The following is a 26,782-nucleotide window of genomic DNA, read 5'->3' as shown; positions in this document are numbered from 1 at the left end:
ATGGAAGGTCAACAGAGCGTGACGGTACGCGGGGACGACGCGGCGACGGTCACCACCGAGACGGGGGATCGGACGCGCCGCGACCGTGTCACACTGGCGGCGATCACCGCCACGGCGGCCGCCCTCTACACCACCCTCTCCCTCACCAAGCTGGCGAACTTCAAGGCCGGCGCCTACGACCTGGTGATCTTCGATCAGGCCGTGCGCTCCTACTCCCAGTTCCGCCTGCCCATAGCCATCGTCAAGGGCGTCCACAACGGCTTCGGCCCGGATTTCTCCACCCTCGGTGATCACTGGTCACCCATCCTCGCCCTCCTGGCCCCGCTCTACTGGCTGTTCGACGGCCCGGCGACGCTGCTGGTCGCCCAGGCGGTGCTGCTGGCCGCGGCGGCGGTGCCGCTGTGGGTGTTCACGCGGCGGGCGCTGGGGCCGGGCGCCGCGCATCTCGTCGCCGTGGCCTACACGCTCTCGTGGCCCGTGGTGGAGACCGTGGCATTCGACTTCCACGAGGCGGCGTTCGCGCCGCTGCTCACCGCCGTACTGCTCGAACGCCACCAGGCCGGCAAACGCGTCGCGGTGGTGACGGCCGCCCTGGCGCTGCTGTGCGTCAAGGAGGACATGGGGCTGCTGGTGGCCGGGTTCGGGGTGGTCCTGCTCACCCAGCGCGGCTGGCGGGTCCTGGGCGGCGCGTTCGTGGCCGGCGGGGCGGCCTACACGTGGCTGGCGTCGCAGGTGCTCATCCCGCTGTTCGGGGGGCGGTCCGACTACTACTGGGCGTACGGCGCGCTGGGGCCGGACATGCGGGGTGTCGCGCGCACCGCCCTGACCGATCCGCTCGCGGTGCTGGCCCAGCTCGGCAGCCCACCGGTCAAGCTCGTCACGCTGGCCCTGCTGCTCGGCATCACGCTGCTGGTGGCACCGCGGTCGCCGCTGCTGGTCATGGCGGTGCCGCTGCTCGCCGAGCGGATGCTGGCCGGTTCGTTCCCCAACTGGTGGGTGGCCGGCTACCACTACAACGCCTTCGTCGTCGTGGTGGTCTTCGCGGCCGGAGTGGACGGCGTCCGCCGCCTGCGCGCCCGCCAGGCGCCCGGCGGGGACCCGGCGACGCGGATCTGGGCCCTCGGGGATCGGATGACGCGGGTCTGGGCCCTGGGGGTGGTCGGGTTCGCGGTGGTCTCCGTGCCGTTCTTCTCCCTGGCCGGGCTCGCCGACCCCGGCTCCTACCGGCACGACGCCCGCGAGCGGGCCGCGGCCGCCGCCGTCGCCGTGGTGCCCGACGGGGTGCTCGTGGAGGCGGCCAACAACCTGGCGCCGGCCCTGTCGGGGCGGAGCAGGGTGCTGCTGTGGGACCGCACGCCGCGCGGGGCCCCGTGGGTCGTGGCCGAGGTGGGGCGGAAGACCTTCCCGTTCGTGGACGTGGCCGAGCAGCGCGAGCGCGTACGGCTCCTGGTCGGCAGCGGCTACGAGGTGCGGTTCTCCCAGGACGGCTACATGGTCCTGGCGGCTACGGCCCCCCAGAGGACACCTGGTCCCCCTTGAGGATGCGGTCCACGGTCTGGCCCGCCGCCGACGTCGCCGCCGTGGTGCCCGCCGCGATCACCACGGCCAGCAGCGGCGTGGCCAGGCTGCGTACGCTGCGTACGTTGCGCACCCGCGCCCACGGCTCCCCGGCCAGATGCATGACCCGCCACTCCCAGTACAACCCGAGCCCGATGCAGACCAACGCCACCTCGCCCACCACGATGGCCACCACCTGCACCTTGACCGCCATCCCGATGTCCGGCTCGAACAGCGTGGGCAGGTACGCCGACAGCTCCGTTACCAGCGCCGCCGCCATCAGGTGGAGCGCCTTGGTCATCGGCTGGGTGCCCCGGACGCGCGGATAGAAGTAGCCGAACACGAAGCCGAAGGCGGGCAGCGTCAGCAGGTAGCGGGAGTCGAACACGAAGCTGCTCAGGTCGGCCCCCGTCGGCCAGCCGAACACGAGCACGAAGGGCAGGCTCAGCAGCAGGCTGATCACGAACGCGTACACGCCGTTGTGCCAGGGCGGGCAGCCGGCGGCGGTGGCCAGGGCCGTCTCGGGGTGCCGCCCGTGCTCGTCCAGCGCGGCCTCCAGCTCGTGGCGCCGCGTGTCGAACTCGGCCATCGTCAGCTCGCCGGCGCCCAGCTTGCCCCGGCCGATGCGATAGAGCTCCTGCTCGGAGATGAGCAGGAGCCGCTTGTGCAGGGCGGCCCTGACCAGTTGCCGGTGCTCCTCGGGGGTGGCGGGCTCGACGACGGCCGGGTGGGGGCGTACGAGCAGCCAGCGGGCCGTCACCCAGGCGGCGATCGAGGTGATCGTCAGCTGCGGCAGCGCCACGTTGGCGTCGGTGAGCGTGGTGCTGCCCCGGGGGGTGAGATAGAGCACCATCAGGCAGGCGATCACCGTGGGGTGCGTCGCCGGGTGGTCGAGCGCGGCCAGCGAGCCGCCGAGCCGACGGAGCCGGAGCACCAGCAACGCGAACGCCAGCAGCAGTAACCCGAGCACCCCGCGCACGAGGGGGTCGAGCGGCAGGATGCCGATCTTCGGCATGTTCGACACGTCCGCGCCGAAGGGCAGGTTCCACGACCCGCTGTCCAGCCACTCGGTCGGCCAGCCCTGCACCAGCAGGCTCACCAGCACGGCGCCCAAGACCGCGGTGCGGGTCCACGTCTTGGTGGCCACGGCGATGGCGGAGACAGGGATCACCGCCCAGCTGAGGGCCAGCACCAGCCGGATGCTGTCCGGCGGATAGACCCCGGTCAGCAGCGCCCGGCCCCACAGGGCGAGCGCCAGCAGGCCGATCGCCGCCTCGGCCGCCAGCACCGCGAGCCGGACGATCACCACGCGGACCCCCAGGTCCACGCTGAACACCACCGCCGCCGCGGCGGCCGTCACGGCCGCGACCACGGAGCCGATCAGCAGCGTCTGGGCGGGCAGCTGCTCGTGCAGCCACGACCAGGACAGCATGCCGAGGCCGACGAGGCAGGCGAGCCCGGTGACCACGAGCATGTCCCGGGTGGTCCACGGCGGGCTGGTCGGCAGGGCCCGGCTCGCGTGCCGCGCCGTGAGCGCCGGCAGCGCGAGGAACAGGGCCACGTACGCCAGAGGCCGCCAGTCCGGTGCCAGGAGCGGGAGCAGCACCAGAGGCGTGACCAGGGCGATCCCCAGGAGGAGCTCGCGGTTGGGCGGCCGGTTCCACCAGGCCAGGCCGAGCGAGCGCGCCAGGAAGGCGACCAGCGCGATCGCGGTGAGCACGCCGAGCCCGGCCGTCCACGAGAAGTCGTCGGCCTCCTCCGCGTCCGGGAACCCGTAGGAGTCCTGGGCCAGCGTCACCTTCACCAGGTACGACCCGACGGTGAACCGCAGAAGCTCCGCCTCCTCCCGCTCGGGATCGAGCCCTTGGGCCTGCAGTACGGTCCAGTCGCCCGGAAGCAGGCTGATCGTCCGCTGGCTCACGATGAGCGGCTTGGCGCTGGGGGCGTTGAAGTCGAGCGTCATCAGATCGCTGGGCTTGAACTGCCGCAGCAACGTCACCCGGAACTCGGCCGTGGTCAGCCCGCCGGACGTGGTGAGGATCGGCGCCGGCCGCGTGGTCGGGGCCAGCCAGTCGCCACCCACCTTGATGGCCCCGAACCCGTCGTCGGTGAACCGCTGGATGCCGCCGGGGAAGCTGCCGCCCTGCCGCAGCGTCTCGACCAGCGGGTCGGCCCGGTTCATGCGCAGCCGGTGCTTGATGGTCACCTTCACCTGGCGCTGCCGCTCGTCGAGCCGCCCCTGGGGCACGGCGCTCAGGTCACCCGGGCCGGCCTTGGTCACCACGACCTCGGTCGTCGCCTGCCGGGCGAGCTTCACCTGAGAGTCGCCCCGGGCGTCCAGCGCCCATGGTTCGGGCACGACGGGATTCGCGGACCGCGTGGACAGCGGCACGGGCCTGGCCGCCACCGTGCACCAGACGATCGCTCCCGCCGAGACCATCGCGAGCCCGAACGCGATGAACATCCGGAGCTTCCCCACAGAGTGGATGATTCACTCGCGGAGGGAGTTGTTCTCGCCACTCCGGTCACGGTGTGGTCACACCTGACTTCTCCCGAATGTCAGGAAGAAGTCAGGTGTGGTCAGTGCGAGCCTGAGTCAGGCGCGCTTGGCGCGAGCCGCCGAGCGGCCACGGGTGGAGGCGTCGAGGACCACCTTGCGGATGCGCACGTGGTCAGGGGTGATCTCCACGCACTCGTCCTCGCGGATGAACTCCAGCGCCTGCTCCAGCGACAGGTTGCGCGGCGGGATCACCTTCTCGGTCTCCTCGCTGGTGGAGGAGCGCATGTTGGTGAGCTTCTTCTCCTTGGTGATGTTGACGTCCATGTCGTCGGACCGGGAGTTCTCGCCGACGATCATGCCCTCGTAGACCTCGGTGGTCGGCGACACGAACAGCGTGCCGCGCTCCTGCAGGTTGAGCATGGCGAAGGCGGTCACCGGACCGGAGCGGTCGGCCACCAAGGAGCCGTTGTTGCGGGTGCGCAGCTCGCCGAACCACGGCTCGTAGGAGTCGAAGACGTGGTGCACCAGGCCGGTGCCGCGCGTCTCGGTGAGGAACTCGGTGCGGAAGCCGATCAGGCCGCGCGCCGGCACCACGAACTCCATCCGGATCCAGCCGGTGCCGTGGTTGGTCATGTGCTCCATGCGGCCCTTGCGGACGGCGAGCAGCTGCGTGATCGCGCCCAGGTATTCCTCCGGGCAGTCGACCGTGAGGCGCTCGACCGGCTCGTGCACCTTGCCGTCGATGATCTTGGTGACCACCTGCGGCTTGCCGACGGTCAGCTCGTAGCCCTCGCGGCGCATCTGCTCGACCAGGATGGCCAGCGCCAGCTCGCCGCGGCCCTGCACCTCCCAGGCGTCGGGCCGGTCGGTGGGGAGCACGCGCAGCGACACGTTGCCGACGAGCTCCTTCTCCAGGCGGTCCTTGACCATGCGGGCGGTGACCTTCGAGCCCTTGGACTTGCCGACCAGCGGCGAGGTGTTGGTGCCGATGGTCATCGAGATGGCGGGCTCGTCGACCGTGATGAGGGGCAGCGGGCGCGGGTCCTCGGGGTCGGCCAGCGTCTCGCCGATCATGATCTCGGGGATGCCGGCGATCGCGATGATGTCGCCGGGACCGGCCTCCTCGGCCGGCTTGCGCTCCAGGGCCTCGGTCATGAGCAGCTCGGTGATCTTGACCCGCTGGATCGTGCCGTCGGTACGGCACCAGGCCACCTGCTGGCCCTTGCGCAGCACGCCCTGGTGCACCCGGCACAGCGCGATACGGCCCAGGTAGGAGGAGGCGTCGAGGTTGGTGACGTGGGCCTGCAGCGGGGCGCTGGGGTCGTAGGTGGGCGCCGGGATCGTCGACTTGATGATGTCGAACAGCGGCTCCAGGTCCTCGGCGTCCGGCATGCCGCCGTCCTCGGGACGGTTCATGGAGGCGCGGCCGGCCTTGGCCGAGGCGTAGACGATCGGGAAGTCGATCTGCTCCTCGGTCGCGTCGAGGTCCATGAAGAGCTCGTAGACCTCGTCCACGACCTCCTTGATGCGCGCGTCGGGCCGGTCGACCTTGTTGATGCAGAGGATGACCGGCATCTTGGCGCCGAACGCCTTGCGCAGCACGAAGCGGGTCTGCGGCAGCGGTCCCTCCGACGCGTCGACCAGCAGCACGACACCGTCGACCATCGACAGGCCGCGCTCGACCTCGCCGCCGAAGTCGGCGTGGCCGGGGGTGTCGATGATGTTGAGGGTCATTCCGCCGTGACTCACGGCGGTGTTCTTCGCGAGAATGGTGATGCCCTTCTCGCGCTCGAGGTCGTTGGAGTCCATGACACGGTCGTCGACGTCCTGGTTGGCGCGGAACGCCCCGGACTGCCAGAGCATGGCGTCGACCAGCGTGGTCTTGCCATGGTCGACGTGCGCGATGATCGCGATGTTCCGCAGGTCGTCGCGGCTGTTCAAAGGCATGATGACGTCTCGCTCTGTGATCGTGGGGGCGACCGCGCGAAGTCGCGGCCTTATAAGTCTAGTTGATCCCCTCTGATGGCAGGAGCGGGACGAGATGCCGCCTGGCGTAGGCACGGGCTTCGTCGTCGCTGTCCAGCGGTATCGCGCTGTCCGGAGTGAGCACGAACGACAGCGCGATGCGGATGAACATCTCGGCCACGGCCTCGGCGTCCGGGGCGTCCGAGGCGCCGAGGTGGCCGGCGAGATACGCCCTGGCGACCGCGAGGTAGGGGCCCGCCTCCACAGTGAGGTGCGGAAGGATCATCTCGGGCTCGGTCGCCAGCAACCTGCTCAGCAGCGGATGCCCCCGCACCAGGCGCAGCGTGATCGCGAACCCCTCCGTCACCCGGTCGGCCATGGTCGGCAGCGGCCCGACCGCCTGCTCGAAGGCGCGCAGGAACCGGTGGAGCTCGCGCAGCATCACGCCCTGGATCAGGTCGCTCTTGCGGGCGAAGCGCCGATAGACGGTGATCCGCGACAGGCCCGCCTGCCGGGCGACGTCGTCGACGGTCAGGCGGCGCAGGCCGTGCTCCAGCATCCGCGTGTAGGCCGCGTCGAGGATGCGTCCAGCCGTGGTCGGCCCGCTGGAGTCGTCCCGCATGGATCAAGACTATGGGGGGCTCGCCGGGCACCGGACGTACATAGCGGGTTGCACATTTCTACGCATGTCCCGGCCGGTGCCGGATGCCTACATTGGCGGCATGACCTGGACAGAGCTGGTGCTGGGCGCCTCTCCCGTACAGGGCGACCAGCCCGCGGTCAGCGACGTCAGAACCGGAGAGGTGCTGTCGTACAACGCGTTCGCGCGGAAGGTCACGCACGCGGCGGCGGGGCTGCGCCGTCACGGTCTCCGCTACGGCGACCGCGTGATCGTCGACATGCCGCTCGGGGCGGGGTTCGCCGTCGCCGTCCACTCCGTCGCCTGGTCCGGGGGAGTGGCGGTGCTCGGAGCCTCCGGGACCGCCCGCATGATGATCGCGCAGCGCGGCTACGACCCGCTCGCGGTCGATGTTCAGAAGGTCTTCACCTTCGAGCCGACGCCGGGGGAGCTCCCGTTCAGCGACCTGCTGGGCGAGCGTTCGGTCCAGTTCGGGCCGCTGGCCGGCCCCGCGCTGAGCGTCGGCGGCGAATACGTCTACGACCACGACGAGCTGGCGTCGGACCTGCGCAGCCTGTCGTCGCGGCTGCTGGTCAGCGAGGACGACGTCGTGCTCGCCGCGGTCAGCGATCCGCTCAAGGGGCTGCGGGTTCTCGATTTGGCGTTGATGTCGGGCGCCCACGTGGTCATCGCGCACGAGCCGAGCCTGATCGGCTGCCGCGTACTCGCGCACGTGCACGCGGCCACCCTGGTGATCGCGCCGAACGAGGTGGCCAGACGCCTGCTCGGCGATCCGACGTTGCGCGTTGTGGACGAAAGGGCCGTCGTCAGCTCGCTCAGCCGGTGAAAAGTGCGACACTGTGGGAGAGTGTGATCCTTCCGCGACGCAGGGTGACCACAATGTCCGAGCCCCCCAGGCACAATCTTCCGGCCGAGCCCAACAGGTTCGTAGGTCGCGAGCGCGACGTCGACGACCTGTGCGGGCTGCTGGGTGAGACGCGCGTGGTCACGCTGTGCGGGGTCGGCGGCATCGGCAAGACCCGCCTGGCGCTGCGGGTCGCCGCCCGCCTGGTGCCCTCCTACCCGGGCGGCGTGTGGCTGGTCGAGCTGGCCAGGCTCACCCGGGGCGAGCTGATCCTCCAGGAGATCGGCCGGGCCGTCGGCATCCATGAGGAAGGCACCCGCCCGCTGCTCGACACGGTGGCGGCCCGGCTGCGCGACACACCCGCCCTGCTGCTGCTGGACAACTGCGAGCACCTGGTCGACCAGTGCGCGGAAGTGGCCGCCGAGCTGGTCGCGGCGTGCCGGGGCCTCGGCATCCTGGCCACCAGCCGCGAGCCGCTGCGCATCGCCAGTGAGCTGGTCTGGCGGGTGCCGCCGCTCGACCTGCCCGACGAGCGACATCCCGAAGCCGAGTCCGTGCAGCTCTTCGTCGACCGTGCCACCGCCGCGGGCACCAAACTGAGCCCGGCGAGCCTGGACGACGTCGTACGGCTGTGCCGGGCGCTCGACGGGCTGCCACTCGCGCTGGAGCTGGCCGCGGCCCGCACCAGCCTGCTCAGTCCCGGGCAGATCGTCGATCGGATCGACGGCCGCTTCTCGCTGCTCACCACCGGCGGCCGTACGGCGCCGCCCAGGCAGCGCACCCTGCTGGCCGCGGTCGAATGGAGCTACGACCTGCTGTCGGCCAAGGAGCAGGTGCTGCTGCGCAGACTGTCGGTGTTCGCCGGGTCCTTCGACCTCGAACTCGCCGAGCAGATCTGCGCCGACCGGCCCATCTCGGAGGCGGAGATCGTCGACCTGCTCGGCGCCCTGGTCGACAAGTCCCTCGTGCTGTGCGACGAGGAGCGCAGGCGCTACCGGCTGCTGGAGACCATCAAGCACTACGCGGCCGAGCGGCTGGCGGAGGCGGCCGAGCGCGAGGTGCTGCGCGACCGGCACCTGGAGGTGCTGTGCGAGCTCCAGCTGCGCCATTTCGGCACCGAGATGGTCGAGCCCGACCTGCCGTGGCCGGTGCGGCTGGCCGCGCTGGAGGCCAGCCGGAGCCTGGTGGACGACCAGCGGGCCGCGCTCGACTGGGCGATCGAGTCCGGCAACGCGCCGCTGGGCCTGCGCCTGTGCGCCTACAGCACCAGCCTGCTCCCGGTCAGCAGCGCCAACCCGGCCGAGATCGTCGGCTGGGTGGAGCGCCTGCTGGCCCTCGACCTGACCCAGGTGCCCGACGAGCAGATCGCGCATGCCCAGGCGTACCTGGCCTACGGGCTGGAGGGCCGCGACGAGCTGGCCCGCTCGCTGGAGTACGCCACGGTCAGCCTGGCGGGCCTGGGCGCCGACAACGTCTTCCCCAGCTGCGTCATGCACAGCCTGTCGGTCGTGGTGCTGCTGCGCATGGGACGCGGCGACGAGGCGCTGCACCACGCCGAGACCGGCCTGGCCCTGGCCATCGCCTCCGGCGACCAGTGGAACCAGGCGGCCGCGCTGGCCGGGCTGTCGGCGGTCGCACTCACCCGCGGCCGGCTGCGCGAGGCCCAGTGTCACGGCGAGGAGGCCCTGGCCAAGGCCCGCCAGCACGGGCACCGCTGGCTGCTGGCCAGGACCGCGACGCAGCTCGGCGCGGTCGCCGAGGCGCGCGGCGACCTGGTGAAGGCGATGGCCCAGTACGAGCTGGCGGTCCCGTGGCTGGAGGAGCTCAACGGCACCATCGAGCTGGCCCGCTGCCTGGCCAGGATCGGCCGGGTCGCGGCGCTGCTGCACGAGTTCGAGGTGGCCAGGGAGCGGCTGGCCGCGAGCCTGAAGCTGAGCAGGCTGACCGGGCAGCGCCAGAGCGTGGCCCGCTGCCTCGTGAGCCTGTCGGTGCTGGCGGAGGCCGAGGGGGACCTGGAGAGCTCCGTACTGGCCGCCGCCTCGGCCACCGCGCTGCGCGAGTCGATGGGCCAGCACTCGGCCACGATCCGCATCGAGGAGCTGCTCACCCGCGCCCGCGCCAAGCTCGGCGAGGGCCGCACCGCGACGCTCTGGTCGCGGGGCAGGACGATGAGCCCCGACGACGCCGCCCGCCAGGTCCTCGCGGGCGAGCGGCCGGTCCCGGCCGGTCCGGTGGTGACCGAGCCCGTCAGGCACTCGCTGCTGACCGCCCGCGAGCAGGAGATCGCGGCCCTGCTGACCAGGGGCCTGTCCAACCGGGCCATCGCCGAGGAGCTCGTCATCAGTCCCGCGACCGTGGCCAGGCACATCGCCAACATCATGGAGAAGCTCGGCTACACCTCGCGCGCCCAGATCGCGGTGTGGGCGGCCGAGCAGCCGCGCGGTTCTGCATAGCGATCTGCATATTCCGCCCCATGTGTGCACGAGATGCCCTCCATAGCGTGGGCGCCATGGAGGAGCGCATCGTGATGGTGGACTCTGGCACCGGCCTGTGTCTCACCGAGGGACAGCTGGACGAGAGGTCGGCCGCCGCGACCGTCCAGCTACGACGCCGGGGCGTGCGCGCGGGCGACACGGTGCTCATCTGCCTGACCGTCGGTCCCGATCTGCTGGTGGCCACCGACGCGGTGATAGCCGCGGGCGGAATCGTCTGGCCGGTCCCGGCGGAGCTCGACGAGGGCAGGCTGCGGGATCGGATCATGGCCAGCCGGGCCCGCCTGATGATCTCCGACCTGCCGCGGGCGATGAACGCGGCGCGAGAGTCATGGGTACGCATGGTGGTGAGCGTCGCGGAGCTGCATTCCTATCCGGTCAGTCGCGAACGCCGCACGGAAAGTGATCCCACCGGGCGGCGAACCAAGGGAGACTGTGAGGGAGTGTGATCCTCCCGCCAGACCCGGTCCGTCAGGGCCGGGAGGGGGTGCCACTCCTCCTTTTGCCAACAGAATGGAAAGACTCAGTCACGTTCGGTAGTGTGTGCGGTGAGTGAGGACGCTGTGACAGGAGGTGTGCGATGACGATCCGCCGCTCCGTCACCGAACGGCACGGCCTGTCCTCGATCGGGCGACTGCGGCTCACACCAGCTTCAGCCGGTGGTAGTCGATGACTCCGCAAGTCCAGCACAACCTCCCCGCCGAACCCAACCGTTTCGTCGGACGGGCGCGCGACGTGGCCGAGCTGTGCGCGCTGGTCCGCGGCGAGCGCGTGGTCACGCTCAGCGGGGTGGGCGGCATCGGCAAGACCCGCCTGTCGCTGCGGGTCGCGGCCAGCGCCCTGCCCGGCTTCGCCGACGGCGTGTGGCTGGTGCAGCTCGCCCGCGTCAGCGACCCCGAGCTGATCGTGAAGGAGATGGCCGACGTGCTCGGCGTCCGCGAGGAAGGCTCCGAGCGGCTGCTCGACGGGCTCCGGATCCGGCTGCGCGGCACCAGGACGCTGCTCCTCCTCGACAACTGCGAGCACCTCGTCGAGCCGTGCGCCGAGCTGGTCGCCGGCCTGCTCGCCGACTGCCCCGAGCTGAGGTTCCTGCTCACCAGCCGCGAACCGCTGCGCATCCCCGGCGAGCTGATCTGGCGGGTGCCGCCGCTCGACCTGCCCGACGAGCGACATCCCGACGCCGAGTCCGTGCTGTTCTTCGTCGAGCGGGCGGCCGCGGCCGGAGCCCGCGCCGTGACCGACAGCATGCCCGACGTCATCCGGCTGTGCCGGGCGCTCGACGGGCTGCCGCTCGCCCTTGAGCTGGCCGCGGCCCGCAGCAGCCTGCTCAGCCCGGGGCGCATCGCCGACCGGATCGGTGACCGGTTCAAGCTGCTGACCACCGGCGACCGCACCGCCCACGCCCGCCAGCGCACGCTGCTGGCCACGGTCGAGTGGAGTCACGACCTGCTGGCCCGCAAGGAGCGGGTGCTGCTGCGGCGGCTGTCGGTGTTCGCCGGGCGCTTCGACCTCGACCTGGCCGAGCAGGTGTGCGCCGACGGCGACCTGCTGCGCCGCGGCGAGGTGCTCGACGTGCTCAGCGGCCTGGTCGACAAGTCACTGGTGCTCCACCACGGCGACGGCGGCCGCTACCACCTGCTGGACACCATCAGGCACTACGCCGCCGAGCGACTGCGCGAGGCGGGCGAGGAGGCGAGGCTGCGCGGCGGCCACCTCAAGGTGATCTGCGCCGAGATGGAGCGCTGCCACGAGGCCGGTTCGCTCGACAGCCGGCTGTCGTGGCCGGCCCGCGCCGTCCACTTCGCCAAGGGGCGCCGCCTGCTCGACGACTGCCGGGCGGCGATCGACTGGGCCGTCGAGTCCGGCAGCGCCGAGCTGGGGCTGCGACTGGCCCACGCGGCGCTGACCATCCTCGCGGTGCGCGGCGATCTGCGGGAGAGCGTCGGCTGGTACGAACGGCTGCTCGGCCTCGACCTGTCGGGCGTGCCCGACCAGCTGATCGGCGTGGCCAAGGGCGGCCTCGCCTACGGGCTCGAAACGCGCGACGAGCTGGACCGGGCCGCGGCGCTCATCGAGGAGAGCATCGAGGAGCAGCGGCGCCACCCCTACACGCAATGGCTCGGCGTCACCTACGGCGTCGCCCTGACCGTCTTCTTCCGCACCGGCCAGACCGGCACGGCCCTGCGCTACCTGCGCGAGCTCGAAGTGGCGGCCGCCGAGCACGACGACCTGTTCAACCTGACCACCGCCCGCATCGCCCGGCTCAACCTGGCGCTCTTCCAGGGGCAGCCGCGCCAGGCGCAGCGGTTCGGCGAGGAGGCGCTGGCCCTGGCCATGGAGACCGGCCACCACTGGACCCTGGCCAGGGCCCTGACCCACCTGGGCGCGGTGGCCGAGGCCAGGGGCGACCTGGAGGCCGCCATGCGGCACCACACGGCGGCGCTGCCCATCCTCGAGGAGCTCGACAACCGGGTCGAGCTGGCCCGCTGCCAGGCCAAGGTCGGCAGGGTGGCGGCCAGGTCGCACGACTTCCCGGCCGCCCGGCGCAGCCTGGCCGCCAGCCTGGTGCTGAGCACGCAGACCGGCCGGCGCAGCGGCGTCGTCCGCGCGCTGGTCGCCCTGTCCGTCCTGGCGCAGGCCGAGGGCGATCTCGACGGGGCGGTGGTCGCGGCCGCGGCGGCGAGCGCGTTGCGCGAGTCGATCGGCCAGCACGACGCCCCCGCCCGCACCCAGGAACTGCTCTCGCTGGCCCGCGACAAGCTCGGCGAGGGCCGGGTGGCGCTGCTCTGGGCCAGTGGCATCGCCCAGGATCCCGGCGCGGTGGCCCGGCGGATCCTCGACCAGAAGGCCGGCGTCGGCGATGTTCACGAGCCCGCCAACCTGCTCCCGTCCCTGCCCGCCACGCCGTTCGTGTCCTCGTCGGGCCCGGCCGCCCGCGAGCCGCGCTACGCGACGTTGACGGCGCGCGAGCGGGAGATCGCCGGACTGCTCACCGAGGGCCTGAGCAACCGGGCCGTCGCGGCACAGCTGGTGATCAGCCCCGCCACGGTCGCCAGGCACGTGGCCAACATCATGGAGAAGCTCGGCTTCGGCTCACGCGCCCAGATCGCGGTATGGGCGGCCGAACACGGCCTCGACCACCGGTGACCATGAGCTCGGTACGGGCGGCCGAACACAGCCTCGGCAACCGCTGACCATAAGCTCGGAAACATGCCGCTCGCTCCAAACTTCCCGGTCATGCTCCGCACCGAGGACGGCGTCCGCATCGACGCCGCGCACACCCCGTCCACCCACTCCGGCCTCGGCATCGTGGTGGCGCACGGATTCACCGGCTCGTGGCGCGACCCCGCCACGCGGCGCATCGCGCACGTGCTGAGCGGCTACGGCGGCGTGATCGCGTTCGACTTCCGTGGTCACGGCCGTTCCGGCGGCGAGTCCACCGTGGGCGACAAGGAGATCCTCGACATCGACGCCGCCGTACGGCACGCGCGGGTGATCGGCTGTTCCAAGGTCGCCGTGGTCGGCTTCTCCATGGGCGCCGCCGTGGCCGTACGCCACGCGGGACTGCTCGGCGGCATCGACGCGGTGGTGTCGGTGAGCGGCCCGGCCCGCTGGCACTACCGCGGCACCAAGCCGATGCGCCAGGTGCACTGGGCCATCGAGCGGCCGATCGGCAGGTGGGCGGCCAGGGTGGCCAAGCGCACCAGGATCGCCCGCGGCGAGTGGGACCCGATCCCGGTGCCGCCCCACGAGGCCGCCGCGCTGATCTCCCCGACGCCGCTGCTGATCGTCCACGGCGACGCCGACGCGTTCTTCCCGCTGGAGCACGCGCACCAGCTCTACGCGGGCGCCCGCGAGCCCAAGAAGCTCTGGATCGAGCGGGGGTACGGCCACGCGGAGTCCGCCGCGACCCCGGAACTCATCCGCCGAATCGGAAAGTGGATCAGTACGAACCTTTTCTGAGTAATAGACGTCTATCTAGGGCGTAAGGAAGAAATCCACCGGGAGAAAGTCCCACGGGAAGGAAACCGTCGAGGCGGTGGACGTGGGACATACTTCGTGGAGTAGCGGAGACCACACCAAGCGTTGCGGGGGCGCGCTGGGTGCGGGGCGCCGTGAGAAGGGCTCCGGTACGCCGTACCGGAGCCCTGTTCTCAGCCCAGGTCTCAGCCCAGGCGCGCGATGGTCTTGTACTCCAGGTAGCTGCTGAGGCCCTCGGGGCCCAGCTCGCGGCCCACGCCGCTGGCCTTGTAGCCGCCGAAGGGCGCGTTCGACTCCAGCATGAAGCAGTTGATCCCGTAGGTGCCGGTGCGGACCTGGCGGGCCACCTCCATGCCGTGGTCGGCGTCGGCCGTCCAGACCGTGCCGGCCAGGCCGTAGTCGCTGTCGTTGGCGATGCGGATCGCGTCCGCCTCGTCCTCGTACGGGATCACCGACAGCACCGGGCCGAAGATCTCCTCGCGGGCGATGCGCATCTCGTTGGTGACGCCCGCGAAGACGGTCGGGGAGACGTACCAGCCGCGGTCCATCGGCCGGTCCAGGCCGCCGACGACGACCTTGGCGCCCTCGTCCATGCCGACCTTGATGTAGCCCTCGACGCGGTCCTGCTGTCGCTTGGCGACCAGCGGGCCGATGCCGGTGCCCGGGTCCGTGGGGTCGCCGACGGGCTGGGAGGTGACCATGTTCGCGACGGCGTCCACGACCTCGTCGTAGCGGGCCCGCGAGGCCAGGATGCGGGTCTGGGCGACGCACGCCTGGCCGTTGTTCATCAGCGAGGCGATCGCCAGCATGCCCATGCTGGACGGCAGGTCGGCGTCGTCGAGGATGATCGCCGCCGACTTGCCGCCGAGCTCCAGGCTGACCCGCTTGAGCTGCTCGCCGCAGATGGAGGCGATGCGGCGGCCCGCGGCGGTCGAGCCGGTGAAGGCCACCTTGTCCACGCCCGGGTGGGAGACCAGGTGCTCGCCGGCCTCGCGGCCCGCGGGCACGATGTTGAGCACGCCGGCCGGGATCCCGGCCTCAATGACCATCTCGGCCAGCAGGTACGCGTCGAGCGGCGTCTCCGGCGCGGGCTTGAGCACGATCGCGCAGCCGGCCAGCAGCGCGGGCGCGATCTTGGTCATGGCGACGAACTGCGGGACGTTCCACGGCACGATGGCCGCCACCACGCCCACCGGCTCCCGCCGCACGGTCGTCGGCCCGAACAGGCCGGGCCGCTGCTCCTCCTGGGCGAACGTCTTGCCGTAGTCGGCGTAGTACTGCAGCATGCCGAGCGGCTGCGGCGCCTGCGCCAGGTTGGAGAAGGTGATCGGCGAGCCCATCTCCTCGGTGATGAGCGCGGCCATCTCGCCCTGCCGGGCGGCGTAGATCTCGGCCAGCCTGCCGATCACCTCGGCCCGCTCGGCGAACGTCATGCGCGGCCACGGACCGTGGTCGAACGCCTGCCGCGCCGCGGCCACCGCGCGGTCCATGTCCTCGGGGGTGCCGTCGGGCACGCGGCCCACGACCTCTTCGGTGTGGGGGGAGATGACGTCGATGGTGCCGGTCCCGGCCGGGGCCACCCATTCGCCCCCGATGAACAGCGTGTCGTGCTGGCGCATGTCGTGAGCCTCCTGCTTGACCGAATGCTTGCTTGGTTACCGCACTACTCAAGCTGACCGAACCATGTTCTGTCCACGCGCGCAAGAGGGGTCCGGCAGGCGCGTACGCGTGCCGGACCCCTCCGGTCGATCAGCCGAGCAGGTGCCGCAAGGACCGCTTGACCAGGTCCGTGCGCATGGCCTGGGTCGTCAGGCTCTCCACGCCGAAGCCGAGGTAGACGGTGTCCTTGGTGGCGATGCCGCCGCCCTCCTCGAACACCTTGTCCGTGCGGCCCCAGTTGTTGATCGAGGGCGAGGTGCCCTCAGGAGGCGCCGCCGCGGTCCAGCCGCCCAGGTCGCTCTCGAACGAGGTCTGCTCCGCCGTCGCGCCGTTCAGCGTGACGGTGAAGTCGTCGAGGAAGACGCCCGCGCCCTGGGTGCTCCAGTCGCTGATGTACGAGACGGACAGCTCCACCTTCTTGCCCGCGTACGGGGTCAGGTCGACCTTCCACTGCTGCCAGCCGGCCGAGTTGCCCGAGGCCGCGTTCCACGAGCCGGAGGTGCCGGTCGGCGCGCAGCCGGGGCCCTGGTAGCGCTGGGTGAACGGGTGGAGCGCGCGCCAGCCCTCGCCGCCGCTGGGCGGGTTACAGCTGCTGCCCGTGCTCTGCGAGGTGTGACCGTTGACGTCCGGCAGGGTGGTCCAGTCGTCGCCGCCCACGGTGTGCGCCTCGACGGTCAGGAAGTCCCAGTCGGCCTCGGTGTCGTAGGAGGTCCAGAACGACAGGTCACCGCTGGTCTTCCCGGTCAGGTCGACGGTCTTGGTCAGCCGCTTCCAGGAGGCGTCGGCGATGCCGCTGTAGACGTCCCAGGAACCGGTGTGCGGGTCGAACGGTCCGCCCGGCCGTACCCACTTGACGGGGGCGGAACTGGCGAACTGCGGGAACCGGTCGGGCGGCAGGATCGCCGAGGTCGCCACGAACGAGTTGGTGTGGCTCGGCTCCAGCGTGCCGGTGAAGCCCTTGAAGCGGCCGCTCATGCCCTGCAGCGCGTACGGGAGGCCCGTGTCCGGGTTGGTGCCCGAGTCGTCGAAGAAGACGTAGGCGCCCAGCCAGTACTGCTGGAAGTCGTTGAACACCTGGATGCACGGCGGGTCGTTGGGATCGGCGCATTCGGGCTGGGCCGGTTGGTCGGGCTGGTAGTAGTAGGCGCCGTTGTTGTTGGCCGCGTACGAGGGGTACTTGCCCGCGTGCAGGAGCTTGCCGCCCTCGTTCAGGTAGTCGCGCACGGCCAGCTCGGTGTCGACGCCGCCCTTGGAGGTGGTGCCGGCCACCTGGCCGACCGATCTCGGGATGATGTCGTCGCCGGTCTCCCAGACCACCGCCTTGTAGTGGCTGAGCACGCCGAGCGGGTGGGGCGCCTTGCGGCCCATCCTGTCCATGTCGTAGACGTCGGAGCTGTAACCCGCCTCGTCGAGCGCCTTGACGTAGTCGTCGGCGTACTTGGCCTCGGTCACGCCCTGGACGGGGCTGAGGCCCGTCACGTCCTCGGTGGCCAGCACCAGCACCTTGCCGCCGATGTCACTGGAGACCTGGTAGGTGAAGTCCCCGCTCTTCCTGCCGATCGAGCTGAACCAGACCTTGACCTTGTCCCCGGGCCTGGTGCCGGTGATCTTGCCGCGCATCCAGTGGTAGTAGGTGTCGTAGCCCTTGCCGTAGCGCTCGCCGCCCCGCCACTCGCCGGTCAGCACGGTCTTGGTACGGCCGCCGTTGACCTGGTAGTTCAGGAAGATCGGGCCGAGCTTGCGCTTGGCGTCCACCTGGACCACCTGGTCCCTGCCGTAGCTGACCTCGAACGGGTCGAGCACGAAGTCGGCCGTGGAGTTGCCGAGGTGGTTGACCGGCTCGGACCAGTTGGTGGCCGACTTGGCCACGTCCAGGGCGAACGGGATGTTCTTCTCGAACTCCGCCTGGACCAGCGCCTCGTCGTCGGGGAAGACGAACCCGCAGCCGTCACAGCCCTCGTCGAGCTCCGGCGTCCAGGCCAGCGTGCCGTACGTGGCGTGGGCGTGGTCGGTCGTCTCGCCGTTGGTGGTGTAGAGCTCCGCCGACAGGTCCGGGTCGAAGCCCGGGATCGCCGGCTTGGCATCGTTTCCGGAGATGGCCTCGTAGATCGGGTTGTCCGCGGTCTTGGTGGCGACCTGCCAGCCGATCGGGTAGAGCAGCAGCGGGCCGAAGGAGTGGTAGTTCACCTGGCCCTTGAACCTGATCCGCCTGAGCAGCCCGTCGAGCGCTCTGGTCTCGGGCTCGCTGGCGGGCGCCGCGCCGCGGTAGGTCTCGCTGCTCGGGATCGACGAGGAGCCCTCCTCGTCGTAGTGGAAGTTGGTGGGGTAGTTGCGGTTCGGGTCGACGCCGTCGCCGGTGGCGATCCGCCCGTCGCCGTCGTTGTCACGCAGGTTCTTGCGCCACAGGCGGTTGCCCTCGGTGAAGGTGAAGTCGTAGCCGTCGGGGTTGGCGACCGGCACGAACCAGAGCTCGGTCCTGTTCAGCAGGTCCCTGAGCGCGGACCGGTTGGCGATCACGTGCTTCAGCAGCCGCATGTCGACCTCGGTGGAGATCCACTCGCGGGCGTGCTGCGTCGCCGAGTACAGCGTCGCCGGCTTGATGCCGTCGGGCAGCACCCTGGCCAGGGCGGTGACCTTGACGGCGAGGATGTCCTGGCCCTTCAGCGTCTTGCCGAGGGACTCGATCTTCACTATGTCCTTGTTCGCGTTGGCGATGGCCTTGAGCTGGTCGGCGATGCCGCCTGGCTCGGAGTAGGACTTCCAGACGGTGTAGCCGCCGGCGGCCTGCGCCTTGGCGGCCTCCAGCTGGGTCTGACCCTGCGGATTGCGTACGGGCTCCGGCCGGTAGCCGAGCTTGCGCAGGCCGTCGAGGTCGGTCTGGGCGGCGGTCACCTCGACGTGCTCCTTGCCGCCCGCGGTGTCCTGCTGAACGACGTCGAAGCCCTTCTCCTTGAGGGCCTGCCCGGTGCCGGGCGTGCTCTCAAGCTGGTAGAGCTCGATCCTGTCACGGGGTGGTAGGGGGTCCACCGACGCCTGGGCCTCCAGGGCGACGAGGGACGTGCCGAGGCCGAGGACGACGGCCGTGGACAGGGTCAGTAATCGAGACACGAGGTCTGCCCCTTCGCAGAGACCAGTTTCGTCGCCATCTCAGACCGTTCCGCCGCGCTCGGCAAGGCCCAATCCTTATGTCTGTCTTAGATTGGACAATCCTCAGATAACTCGCCAAAGGGGCGTGACTTGTCGCGTTCAGGTGACAATATTCAAGATCATCTTCTATAGTTTCGGTCCGTCTATGAGGGGAGGACGGACGTGAAAATCAGTCGTTTCGCCCTATTCGCCATCGTCCTGGTGGGGCTGTTCGCGTTCCCCCTCCCGGTCTTCGCGGATCCCGACCCGGCCGAGCTGCGCAAGTTGACCAAGCAGGCGACCCAGCTCAACGAGCTCTATCGGGGCCAGATCCAGAGCCTGGAGGAGATCCGGATCCAGGCCAAGAGGGCCACCGACAACTCCGGCGACCTGGAGGCCCAGCTCGCCAGGGCCAAGGCCGAGGTGTCCTCGATCGCCCAGAGCACCTACATCGTGGGACCGCTCGACGGCACCCAGCTGTTCGCCTCGACCGTCGACCCCACCCTCGCGCTCGGCCAGGCGGCGAACATGACCTATCTGGCCAACGAGCGCATCAACAAGGTCAAGAGCATTCAGACGTTGATCGACAAGTCGGCGGAGGCCAAGCGGACCGTCGCCGAGAAGATCAGCAAGCTGAAAAAAGAGATCAAGACCATGCAGGGCAAGCGCCGCGAGATCGAGCGGCTCCTCGCCAAGTACGGTTTCCAGCAGCCGGGCGGCTCCTCGGGGCTTACGCCGCGCATGATCGCGGTACGCGCGGAGATCATGCGGAACTTCCCCATGCCGTACGGGGTGGGCTGCCTGCGTCCTGGCGACCCCGGCGAGCACGGCAAGGGCCGGGCGTGCGACTTCATGATGTCGAGCGGAGGCCGGGCGGCCACGGGGGCCGACGCCGACCGGGGTGACGCGCTGGCCGAGTGGCTGATCAAGAACGGGCCCCGGATCGGGGTGATGTACATCATCTGGAAGCAGCGCTACTACGACATCCGGTCGGGGGGCGGCTGGGACCCCATGTCGGACCGGGGTGGGGTCACGGCCAACCACTACGACCACGTGCATGTGTCGGTGTTCTAGCGGCTGTGCGGAATGACGGTCCGTTGGGGCTGGTGTCCTTTTGGAGGGATACCCCCCTCCGGGGGAGCGGAAGTAGACGTCCGTGGGGGCTGGGGTCCTTGGGGTGGATGGCCCCTCCGGGGGCGGGGGAGTGGGCGGTCCGTGGAGGCTGGGGTCCCTAGGTAGGGAGACCGTGCTAGCGCTTGGTGGCGAGGAGGTCGCGGAGCCAGGTGTACGACGCCTTCGGGGTGCGGCGCTGGGTGGCGAAGTCCACGTGCACCAGGCCGAAGCGCTGGTGATAGCCCTCGGCCCACTCGAAGTTGTCCAGCAGCGACCAGACGAAGTAGCCCCGCACGTCGACGCCCTCCGCCGCCGCCTGCTCCACCGCCCTGATGTGGCCGTCCAGGAAGGCGATGCGGCCCTGGTCGTCGATCGTGCCGTCCGGGCCGGGGACGTCGTCCTGGGAGCAGCCGTTCTCCGTGACGTACACCGGCGGCAGCGCGGTGCCGTACCTGGCGCGCAGGCCCGTCAGGAGCTCGCGCAGGCCGTCCGGGACGACCGGCCAGCCGAAGGCGGTGGTGGGGTAGCCGGTGATGCCGTGATCGGTGAAGGGCAGGCCGTCGTCCGTGGGCGCGCCGATGCGGGTGGGGTTGTAGTAGTTGATGCCCAGGCCGTCCAGGGGCGCGGAGATGACGGCCAGGTCGCCGTCGCGGACCACGTCCATGGCGCCGATGGCCTTCAGGTCCGGATACTCGCCCAGCAGGATCGGGTCGTTGAACAGGCGGTTGTGCAGGGTGTCGTACGCGTCGGCCGCCGCCAGGTCCGCTGCCTCCTCGGAGGCGGGCCAGACCGGGGTGCAGTTGTTCGTGATCAGCACCTGCCGCGCTCCGGCCGCGCGCAGCGCCTGTACGGCCAGGCCGTGGCCGAGCAACTGGTGATGGGCGACGGGCAGGGCGTCGAACAGCAGGGTCTGGCCGGGGGCGTGGATGCCCATGCCGTACCCGAAGGCCATGTGCACGAAGGGCTCGTTCAGCGTGATCCACATGGGCACCCGGTCGGCCAGGCGCTCGGCCACTATCGCCGCGTAATCGGCGAAGTAGTAGGAAATATCGCGGTTCATCCACCCGCCCATGTCCTGCAGCGCCTGCGGCAGGTCCCAGTGGAACAGGGTCGGCACCGGCGCGACCCCCGCCGCCAGCAGGCCGTCGACCAGCCGGTCGTAGAAGTCGAGACCCCTCGGCTCCACCCGGCCCGTGCCCTGGGGCAGGACGCGGGGCCAGGCGATCGAGAAGCGGTAGGCGTTGACGCCCAGGTCGGCCATGAGCGCGACGTCCTCGGGCCAGCGGTGGTAGTGATCGCACGCGACGTCCCCGGTGTGCCCGTCCCGGATGCGGCCCGGCTCGTGGGCGAACGTGTCCCAGACGGAGGCGCCCCTGCCGTCATCCTTGACGGCGCCCTCGATCTGGTAGCCGGCGGTAGCCGTACCCCACAGGAACATGCGCACTCCTAAGCGATCATCCGAGTGGCACTCATGTTAACTCGCGGAGGCTCGGTGAACCCTACCTGGCGGTAATACGCCAAGATGGGGGGCATGACGAGTACCCTGCGCCGGCGTCCAGCCCAACGCCGCAGCGTGGAGCGAGTCGAACGGATGCTCGACGAGTGCGCACATTTGCTCGACGAGGTCGGTTACGAGGCGCTGACCACCAAAGAGGTCGCGCGCCGGGCCGAGGTGCCGATAGGCACGTTCTACCAGTTCTTCTCCGACAAGCAGGGCTTGGTGCGAGCGCTGGCCCTGCGCAACCTCGACGCCTTCCTGCAGCGCATCACCGAGCGGCTCACGGAGCGGATCGCCGAGGCCGGTCTCGACCACTGGACCGACCTGGTCGACCTGGCCATCGACGAGTTCGTGGTGATGAAGCGCACCACTCCGGGGTTCGCGGTGGTCGACTTCGGGGAGGTGCTGACGGCGCCGGGCGGGCCGGCGCTCAAGGGCACCGACCGGATGCTCGACGCCGCGCTGGAGAACAACGTCGTCGTCGCCGACCGGCTGCGGGCCCTCACCGTGGACCTGCTCGACGCGCCTGTCGGGCCGGGGCTCGACCGGGCCCTGCTGGTGGCGGTCGAGGCCACGGACGCGGTGCTCAAGCTGGCGTTCCGGGTGCGTCCCGACGGTGACTCCGACCTGATCGCCGAGTGCAAGCAGCTGGTCCACCGCTACCTGGCCGACCACCTGCCCTGACGGTCCTTTCGCCGCTGACGGCCCGCTTGCCGCTTCCTCGCGGCACTCCGCGGGAGCGCTCCCGCGACCGGTCTCAGGACACCGCGTCCAGTCGGGTGCGCAGTTCGTCGTCCAGCCGTACGTCCGCCGCGCCCAGGGCCTCGTTGAGCTGGTCCATCGTGGAGACACCGACGATCGGGACGTGCCCGTCGGCCAGCAGCCAGGCCAGCACCACCTGGTTGGGCGTGGCCCCCACCTCAGCCGCCACCTCTTGCAGGACCGCGAGCCGTCGGGTTGTACCCGGATGGTGGTAGATGTCGGGAATGGGGCGGTCGGCCCGTGTGTAGGCGCCCGCCATCAGCGTGTTGTACGCCCACAGCGTCACGTCGGGCTCGGCGCGTACATAATCCAGCGTCTCGTCCGTCGCCAGCGTGTGGGCTGCCTCGGCCAGCCGGGTGAGCGGTCGCGGGCGCAGGTAGGTGTGCCGGAGCTGCAGGCATGTGTACGGCAGCCAGCCCCGCGCCGCCGACAGGTTCCTGGCCCGCTCGGCCCGCCAGGCGGCCAGGTTGCTGGCCCCCGCGCTGCGGATCCTGCCCTGCCGGGCCAGGTCGTCGAATGCCCCCAGGGTCTCCTCCAGGGGTACGGAGCGGTCCTCGATGTGCGACCAATACACATCGATGTAGTCCGTCCGCAATCTCCGCAGGCTGCCCTCGATCGCCTTGCCGATGGCGGCGGCGGACAGTCCCTCCGCCGAGGCGAGCGTGTCGTCGCCGGGGACGGTGGGCCGGGCGCCGGTCTTCGTGCTCAGGAACACCCGGTCCCGGTTGCCGCGCGCCGCGAGCCAGGAGCCGATGGCCAGCTCGCTCTCGTCGCCCGTGCATCCCGGCACCCAGAACGGATAGTTGTTGGACGTGTCCAGCATGGTGCCCCCGGCCTCGACGAACCGGTCCAGAATGGCGAAAGTGTCCTTCTCGTCGACGGCGGTGCCGAACGGAATCGTGCCCAGTGCGATGTTCATGGTGGAGATCGTGAAAGCTGGAGTGCGCTCCATGTCAAGCCGACCTCGGTGGAGAACTGGTTGACCTGGAGTCGGCTCCAGGTGCGATGCTTCTGCCGTGAGCGTCTACACACCCGCCGAAGTGGTCGAGGAGACCGGCTTCACCCTGGACACGTTGCGCTACTACGAGAAGATCGGCCTGCTGGAGCCCGTCAGCCGTAACGCCGCCGGGCAGCGCAGGTTCACCGAGGAGGACGTGGGCTGGCTCGGCACGATCCGCTGCCTGCGCGACACCGGCATGCCGATCGCCGAGATGCTGCGCTTCGCCGACCTGGTCCGGCAGGGCGACCACACGATCGCCGACCGGATCAAGCTCCTGGAGGAGCACGACGGACGCGTCCGGGACCAGATCGCCAACCTCACCGAGCGTCAGCGCTACATCCACGACAAGATTTCCTACTACCGCAGAGTCGTCTAGCCCTGTCTTTGGGGTCCGGTTGTTAGACCGGGACCATGGCCGGACCCAGGGCGAGACGGATCAACATCCCGCTGCGCCGCGTCGCCAAGGGGTGCGCGATGCTGCTGTTCGCGGTGCTGGCCAACGTCACGGTGATCCAGGGGTTCGGGGCTCGGGGGCTCAACGCCGATCCGCGTAACCAGCGCTTGGTCATCGCCAGGTTCGACCATCCGCGCGGCGACATCCTCACCTATGACGGCACGACCGTCGCCATGAGCCGGGCGACGGCCCGCGGGCCGTACGCGTATCGCCGGGTCTACCCCGACGGTGAGCGCTACGCCCCCGTGACCGGGACGGCGTCGCTCAACCGGACCACGGGCATCGAGGGGGCGGCGGACGACGTCCTGTCCGGCGACGACCCGAGGATCCAGGTCCGCTCGCTCGTCCGGCACGGCAAGGCCCGCGGTGCCGACGTCCGGCTCACGATCACCGACCGCGCGCAGGCGGCCGCGTACGAGGGCCTCAGGGCGGCGGGCCGGCCGGGCGCCGCGGTCGCCGTCAACCCGGCGACCGGCGCGATCCTCGCCCTGGCCAGCTACCCGTCGTACGACCCGAACGCCTACACCACCACCGACCCCGCCGAGCTGGCCAAGACGGAGCGGCGCCTGCGCGGCGACCCCACCGGGCCGCTGCTCAACCGGGCGGTCAGCCAGAGATATCCGCCCGGCTCCGCGTTCAAGCTGGTCACCGCGGCCGCCGCGCTGTCGTCGGGCGAGTACACGCCCACCTCACGGGTCGACGCCCCCGCCCGGCTGCGGCTGCCCGGCAGCACGGCCTACCTGCCCGACACGGGCGGCCCCTGCGGCGACGCCCATCCGACGCTGCCGGACGCCTTCCGGTCCTCCTGCGACACGGCCTTCGCCGGCATCGGCCTCCAGCTGGGGCAGGACATCCTGCGCGACCAGGCGGAGGCGTTCGGCTTCAACGACCGCGACCTCACGATCCCGTTGCAGGTCACCGCCAGCACCTATCCCCCGAACATGGACCGGGCCCAGACCGCCCTGTCGGCCATCGGGCGGCATGACGTCCGGGCCACCCCGCTGATGATCGCCATGCTGTCGGCGGCCGTCGCCAACCGCGGCGTTCTCATGCGCCCGTACCTGGTGGAGGACGTACGCCTTCCGGACGGCTCGCTCATCGACCGGGCCGACCCGGCGCCGTACCGGGTGACCATGCCCGCCGTCCTGGCCGGCCAGCTCACGTCGATGATGCTCACGGTCACCGGTGCCGGCGGGCCCGGTACGGCGGCCGCCATCCCGGGGGTGAAGGTGGCGGCCAAGTCGGGGGCCGGTGATGATCACGCGCTCTTCACGGCGTTCGCCCCGGCGGACACGCCGGAGGTGGCCGTGGGCGTGGTCCTGGAGGACGCCGCCCCGTCGACCGCCGCCCTCATCGCCCGCGCGGTCCTGGAGGCGGCACTCTCCTAATGAGGTACGCCAACACGCGCCCACGGGGATGACCTCGGCACTCTTCTCCTCCTACATATGGGGCTGCACAGACCTCTCTACACATCTCGGGGGTCGAACGGTTACATCCTCGAATGGCCATCTCGACGCATGCGGTGTCCGGCCCGCATGTCTAACGTTCTGCGTGTGATCGACCGCACCTTGCGATCTCGCCTCTCAGTCAGGGGCGTCGTGGCTCGATCCAATGGGGCGTCGCGTGTCCAGGCGGAGCTTGGCCTCCTCGGAGGGGTGGGGGTCTGGTTCCGGACGCGTGACAGCGGGCTCGAGCCGCGCAGGGCTCGGGCCCGCCCAACTACCGGGCTGGTCGTCGCGCCTATGCGGACCTGTTACCGGCACATGCCTTGACGGCTCCAAGTGCGAAGTGGGTTGATGGCCCTACTGACAACGTTGTCAACCTTCACCACTCGGGGTTTCGAAGGGACGGTGTGCGATGCGACGACGGTGGTTGGCGGCCGTCGCGATCACTATGGCGAGCGTGCTCGGCCTGGCCGGCTGCGGTGGTAGCGGCGGCGGCGCAACGGCGAGCCCGCAGGCCACGGGTGGCGGCGAGAAGAAGCAGGTCGAGGTGTTCTCGTGGTGGACCGGGCCGGGTGAGGCCGACGGTCTGAAGGCGATGCGGGAGATCTTCGAGAAGCAGAACCCGAACTACACCTTCTTCGACGCGGCGGTCGCGGGCGGCTCCGGCGACAAGGCCAAGGCGCTGCTGCAGTCGAAGTTGCAGGCGGACACCCCGCCGGACACCTTCCAGGGTCACGCGGGCGCCGAATTGCAGGGCTACATCAAGGCGGGAGACCTGGAGGACCTCAACTCCCTCTATGACGAGTTGAAGCTGAAGGACGTCTTCCCCTCCCAGCTGATCGACCAGATCAGCGTGGACGGCAAGATCTACTCGGTGCCGGTCAACATCCACCGGTCGAATGTGCTCTGGTTCAACCCGAAGCTGCTGAAGGACGCGGGGATCGCGGCCGCGCCCAAGTCGGTGGACGAGTTCATCGCCGACCTGGGCAAGGTCAAGGCCAAGGGCAAGATCCCGCTGTCCATCGGCTCGGAGTGGACCGTGGTGCACCTGATGGAGAGCGTGCTGCTCGGCTCGCTCGGCACCGACGCCTACAACGCGCTGTTCAAGCCGGGCGCCAACTGGGGCAGCCCAGAGGTGAAGAAGGCGCTGGAGAGCTTCAAGACGATCATGTCGTACGCGGGCGACCCGCAGGACGACTGGCAGCCCGCGGCCAAGCAGGTGGCCGACGGCGAGGCCGCGTTCAACGTCATGGGCGACTGGGCCTACGGCTACTTCCACAACCCGCCGGACGGCGGCCTGGGCAAGAAGTCGAAGGAGGACTTCGACTGGGCGCCCTCTCCCGGCACCGAGGGCACCTACCTGTGGCTGTCCGACAGCTTCACGCTGCCCAAGGGCGCCAAGAACCGTGACGGGGCCATCGCCTGGCTCAAGGTCGCGGCCAGCAAGGAGGGACAGGACGCCTTCAACCCGAAGAAGGGCTCCATCCCCGCCCGTAAGGACGCCGACCAGTCGCTCTACACCGACTACCTGGCGGACGCGCTGAAGGACTGGTCGAGCAACAAGCTGGCCGGCTCCATCCAGCACGGGGTGTCGGTGAACCAGCCGTGGCTGGCCTCGATCACCGAGGCGGTCGGCCTGTTCATCGGCAGCAAGGACGTCGCGGCCCTGCAGAAGGGGCTCGCCGACGCGGCAACGGCCAACGCGCAGTAAGACAGTCACCTGGGTACGGCAGGCGTTTCGCGCCT

General features: G+C 70.4%; 18 protein-coding genes. 11 read left to right on the top strand and 7 right to left on the bottom strand.

Annotated elements, in window-relative coordinates:
• Positions 1–18: 18 nt before the first annotated feature.
• On the top strand, positions 19–1,539 hold the full coding sequence (locus LDL49_RS16570) for a DUF2079 domain-containing protein (protein WP_225291951.1): 1,521 nt from the start codon (positions 19–21) through the stop codon (positions 1,537–1,539).
• Here LDL49_RS16570 and LDL49_RS16565 read toward each other — a convergent pair.
• The 3 genes from LDL49_RS16565 to LDL49_RS16555 all read right to left on the bottom strand — a co-directional run bounded on the left by LDL49_RS16565 (position 1,505) and on the right by LDL49_RS16555 (position 6,644).
• Positions 1,505–4,036: a hypothetical protein gene (locus LDL49_RS16565; RefSeq protein WP_225291950.1), complete on the bottom strand. Its 2,532-nt coding sequence runs from the start codon at positions 4,034–4,036 to the stop codon at positions 1,505–1,507. The two genes, LDL49_RS16570 and LDL49_RS16565, sit on opposite strands and share 35 nt — an antisense overlap.
• A gap of 117 nt (positions 4,037–4,153) precedes the next feature.
• On the bottom strand, positions 4,154–6,004 hold the full coding sequence (typA, locus tag LDL49_RS16560; protein ID WP_225291949.1) for a translational GTPase TypA: 1,851 nt from the start codon (positions 6,002–6,004) through the stop codon (positions 4,154–4,156).
• Between the two features lie 58 nt (positions 6,005–6,062).
• On the bottom strand, positions 6,063–6,644 hold the full coding sequence (locus LDL49_RS16555) for a TetR/AcrR family transcriptional regulator (RefSeq protein ID WP_225291948.1): 582 nt from the start codon (positions 6,642–6,644) through the stop codon (positions 6,063–6,065).
• Between the two features lie 100 nt (positions 6,645–6,744).
• Here LDL49_RS16555 and LDL49_RS16550 point away from each other — a divergent pair, with 100 nt between their 5' ends.
• The 5 genes from LDL49_RS16550 (at position 6,745) to LDL49_RS16530 (ending at position 13,961) form a co-directional block, all read left to right on the top strand.
• Positions 6,745–7,488 carry an AMP-binding protein gene (locus LDL49_RS16550; RefSeq protein WP_225291947.1) on the top strand — a complete coding sequence of 248 codons (744 nt, stop codon included), beginning with the start codon at positions 6,745–6,747 and terminating at the stop codon, positions 7,486–7,488.
• 53 nt (positions 7,489–7,541) lie between these two features.
• The gene (locus LDL49_RS16545; protein WP_225291946.1) at positions 7,542–9,959 is read left to right on the top strand and encodes a LuxR C-terminal-related transcriptional regulator; all 2,418 of its coding nucleotides are present in this window, start codon (positions 7,542–7,544) and stop codon (positions 9,957–9,959) included.
• 56 nt (positions 9,960–10,015) lie between these two features.
• Positions 10,016–10,447, top strand: coding sequence for an AMP-binding protein (locus LDL49_RS16540; RefSeq protein WP_225291945.1), 432 nt, complete (start codon positions 10,016–10,018; stop codon positions 10,445–10,447).
• A gap of 220 nt (positions 10,448–10,667) precedes the next feature.
• On the top strand, positions 10,668–13,145 hold the full coding sequence (locus tag LDL49_RS16535) for an ATP-binding protein (protein ID WP_225291944.1): 2,478 nt from the start codon (positions 10,668–10,670) through the stop codon (positions 13,143–13,145).
• A gap of 63 nt (positions 13,146–13,208) precedes the next feature.
• Complete coding sequence (locus LDL49_RS16530; RefSeq protein WP_225291943.1) at positions 13,209–13,961, top strand: alpha/beta hydrolase; 753 nt, start codon at positions 13,209–13,211, stop codon at positions 13,959–13,961.
• Positions 13,962–14,164: 203 nt separating this feature from the next.
• Here the strand turns inward: LDL49_RS16530 and LDL49_RS16525 are convergent, their stop codons facing one another.
• The gene (locus LDL49_RS16525; protein ID WP_225291942.1) at positions 14,165–15,598 is read right to left on the bottom strand and encodes an aldehyde dehydrogenase; all 1,434 of its coding nucleotides are present in this window, start codon (positions 15,596–15,598) and stop codon (positions 14,165–14,167) included.
• Positions 15,599–15,728: 130 nt separating this feature from the next.
• Positions 15,729–18,746 (bottom strand): M14 family metallopeptidase, encoded by a 3,018-nt coding sequence (locus LDL49_RS16520; protein ID WP_225291941.1) that lies wholly within the window; start codon positions 18,744–18,746, stop codon positions 15,729–15,731.
• A 201-nt stretch (positions 18,747–18,947) separates the two neighbouring features.
• Here LDL49_RS16520 and LDL49_RS16515 point away from each other — a divergent pair, with 201 nt between their 5' ends.
• Positions 18,948–19,838, top strand: coding sequence for a coiled-coil domain-containing protein (locus LDL49_RS16515; RefSeq protein ID WP_225291940.1), 891 nt, complete (start codon positions 18,948–18,950; stop codon positions 19,836–19,838).
• 175 nt (positions 19,839–20,013) lie between these two features.
• On the opposite strand, the gene LDL49_RS16510 is transcribed toward LDL49_RS16515, so the two are convergent.
• Positions 20,014–21,315 carry a GH1 family beta-glucosidase gene (locus tag LDL49_RS16510; protein WP_225291939.1) on the bottom strand — a complete coding sequence of 434 codons (1,302 nt, stop codon included), beginning with the start codon at positions 21,313–21,315 and terminating at the stop codon, positions 20,014–20,016.
• 93 nt (positions 21,316–21,408) lie between these two features.
• Between LDL49_RS16510 and LDL49_RS16505 the strand changes: the two genes are divergently transcribed.
• The gene (locus LDL49_RS16505; RefSeq protein WP_225291938.1) at positions 21,409–22,059 is read left to right on the top strand and encodes a TetR/AcrR family transcriptional regulator; all 651 of its coding nucleotides are present in this window, start codon (positions 21,409–21,411) and stop codon (positions 22,057–22,059) included.
• Positions 22,060–22,132: 73 nt separating this feature from the next.
• Here the strand turns inward: LDL49_RS16505 and LDL49_RS16500 are convergent, their stop codons facing one another.
• The gene (locus LDL49_RS16500; RefSeq protein ID WP_225291937.1) at positions 22,133–23,056 is read right to left on the bottom strand and encodes an aldo/keto reductase; all 924 of its coding nucleotides are present in this window, start codon (positions 23,054–23,056) and stop codon (positions 22,133–22,135) included.
• Positions 23,057–23,153: 97 nt separating this feature from the next.
• On the opposite strand from LDL49_RS16500, the gene LDL49_RS16495 reads away from it, so the two are divergent.
• From LDL49_RS16495 to LDL49_RS16485, 3 genes are all read left to right on the top strand, one after another.
• On the top strand, positions 23,154–23,513 hold the full coding sequence (locus tag LDL49_RS16495; protein ID WP_225291936.1) for a MerR family transcriptional regulator: 360 nt from the start codon (positions 23,154–23,156) through the stop codon (positions 23,511–23,513).
• 35 nt (positions 23,514–23,548) lie between these two features.
• A complete protein-coding gene (locus tag LDL49_RS16490; protein WP_225291935.1) occupies positions 23,549–24,979 on the top strand; it encodes a penicillin-binding transpeptidase domain-containing protein in 1,431 nt (476 codons plus the stop codon).
• Between the two features lie 469 nt (positions 24,980–25,448).
• Complete coding sequence (locus LDL49_RS16485; RefSeq protein WP_225291934.1) at positions 25,449–26,747, top strand: ABC transporter substrate-binding protein; 1,299 nt, start codon at positions 25,449–25,451, stop codon at positions 26,745–26,747.
• Positions 26,748–26,782: the final 35 nt, after the last annotated feature.

The sequence above is a fragment of the Nonomuraea aurantiaca genome (assembly GCF_020215705.1).
Taxonomy (GTDB): Bacteria; Actinomycetota; Actinomycetes; order Streptosporangiales; family Streptosporangiaceae; genus Nonomuraea; species Nonomuraea aurantiaca.
This window is presented reverse-complemented; position numbering and strand designations above follow the sequence as displayed.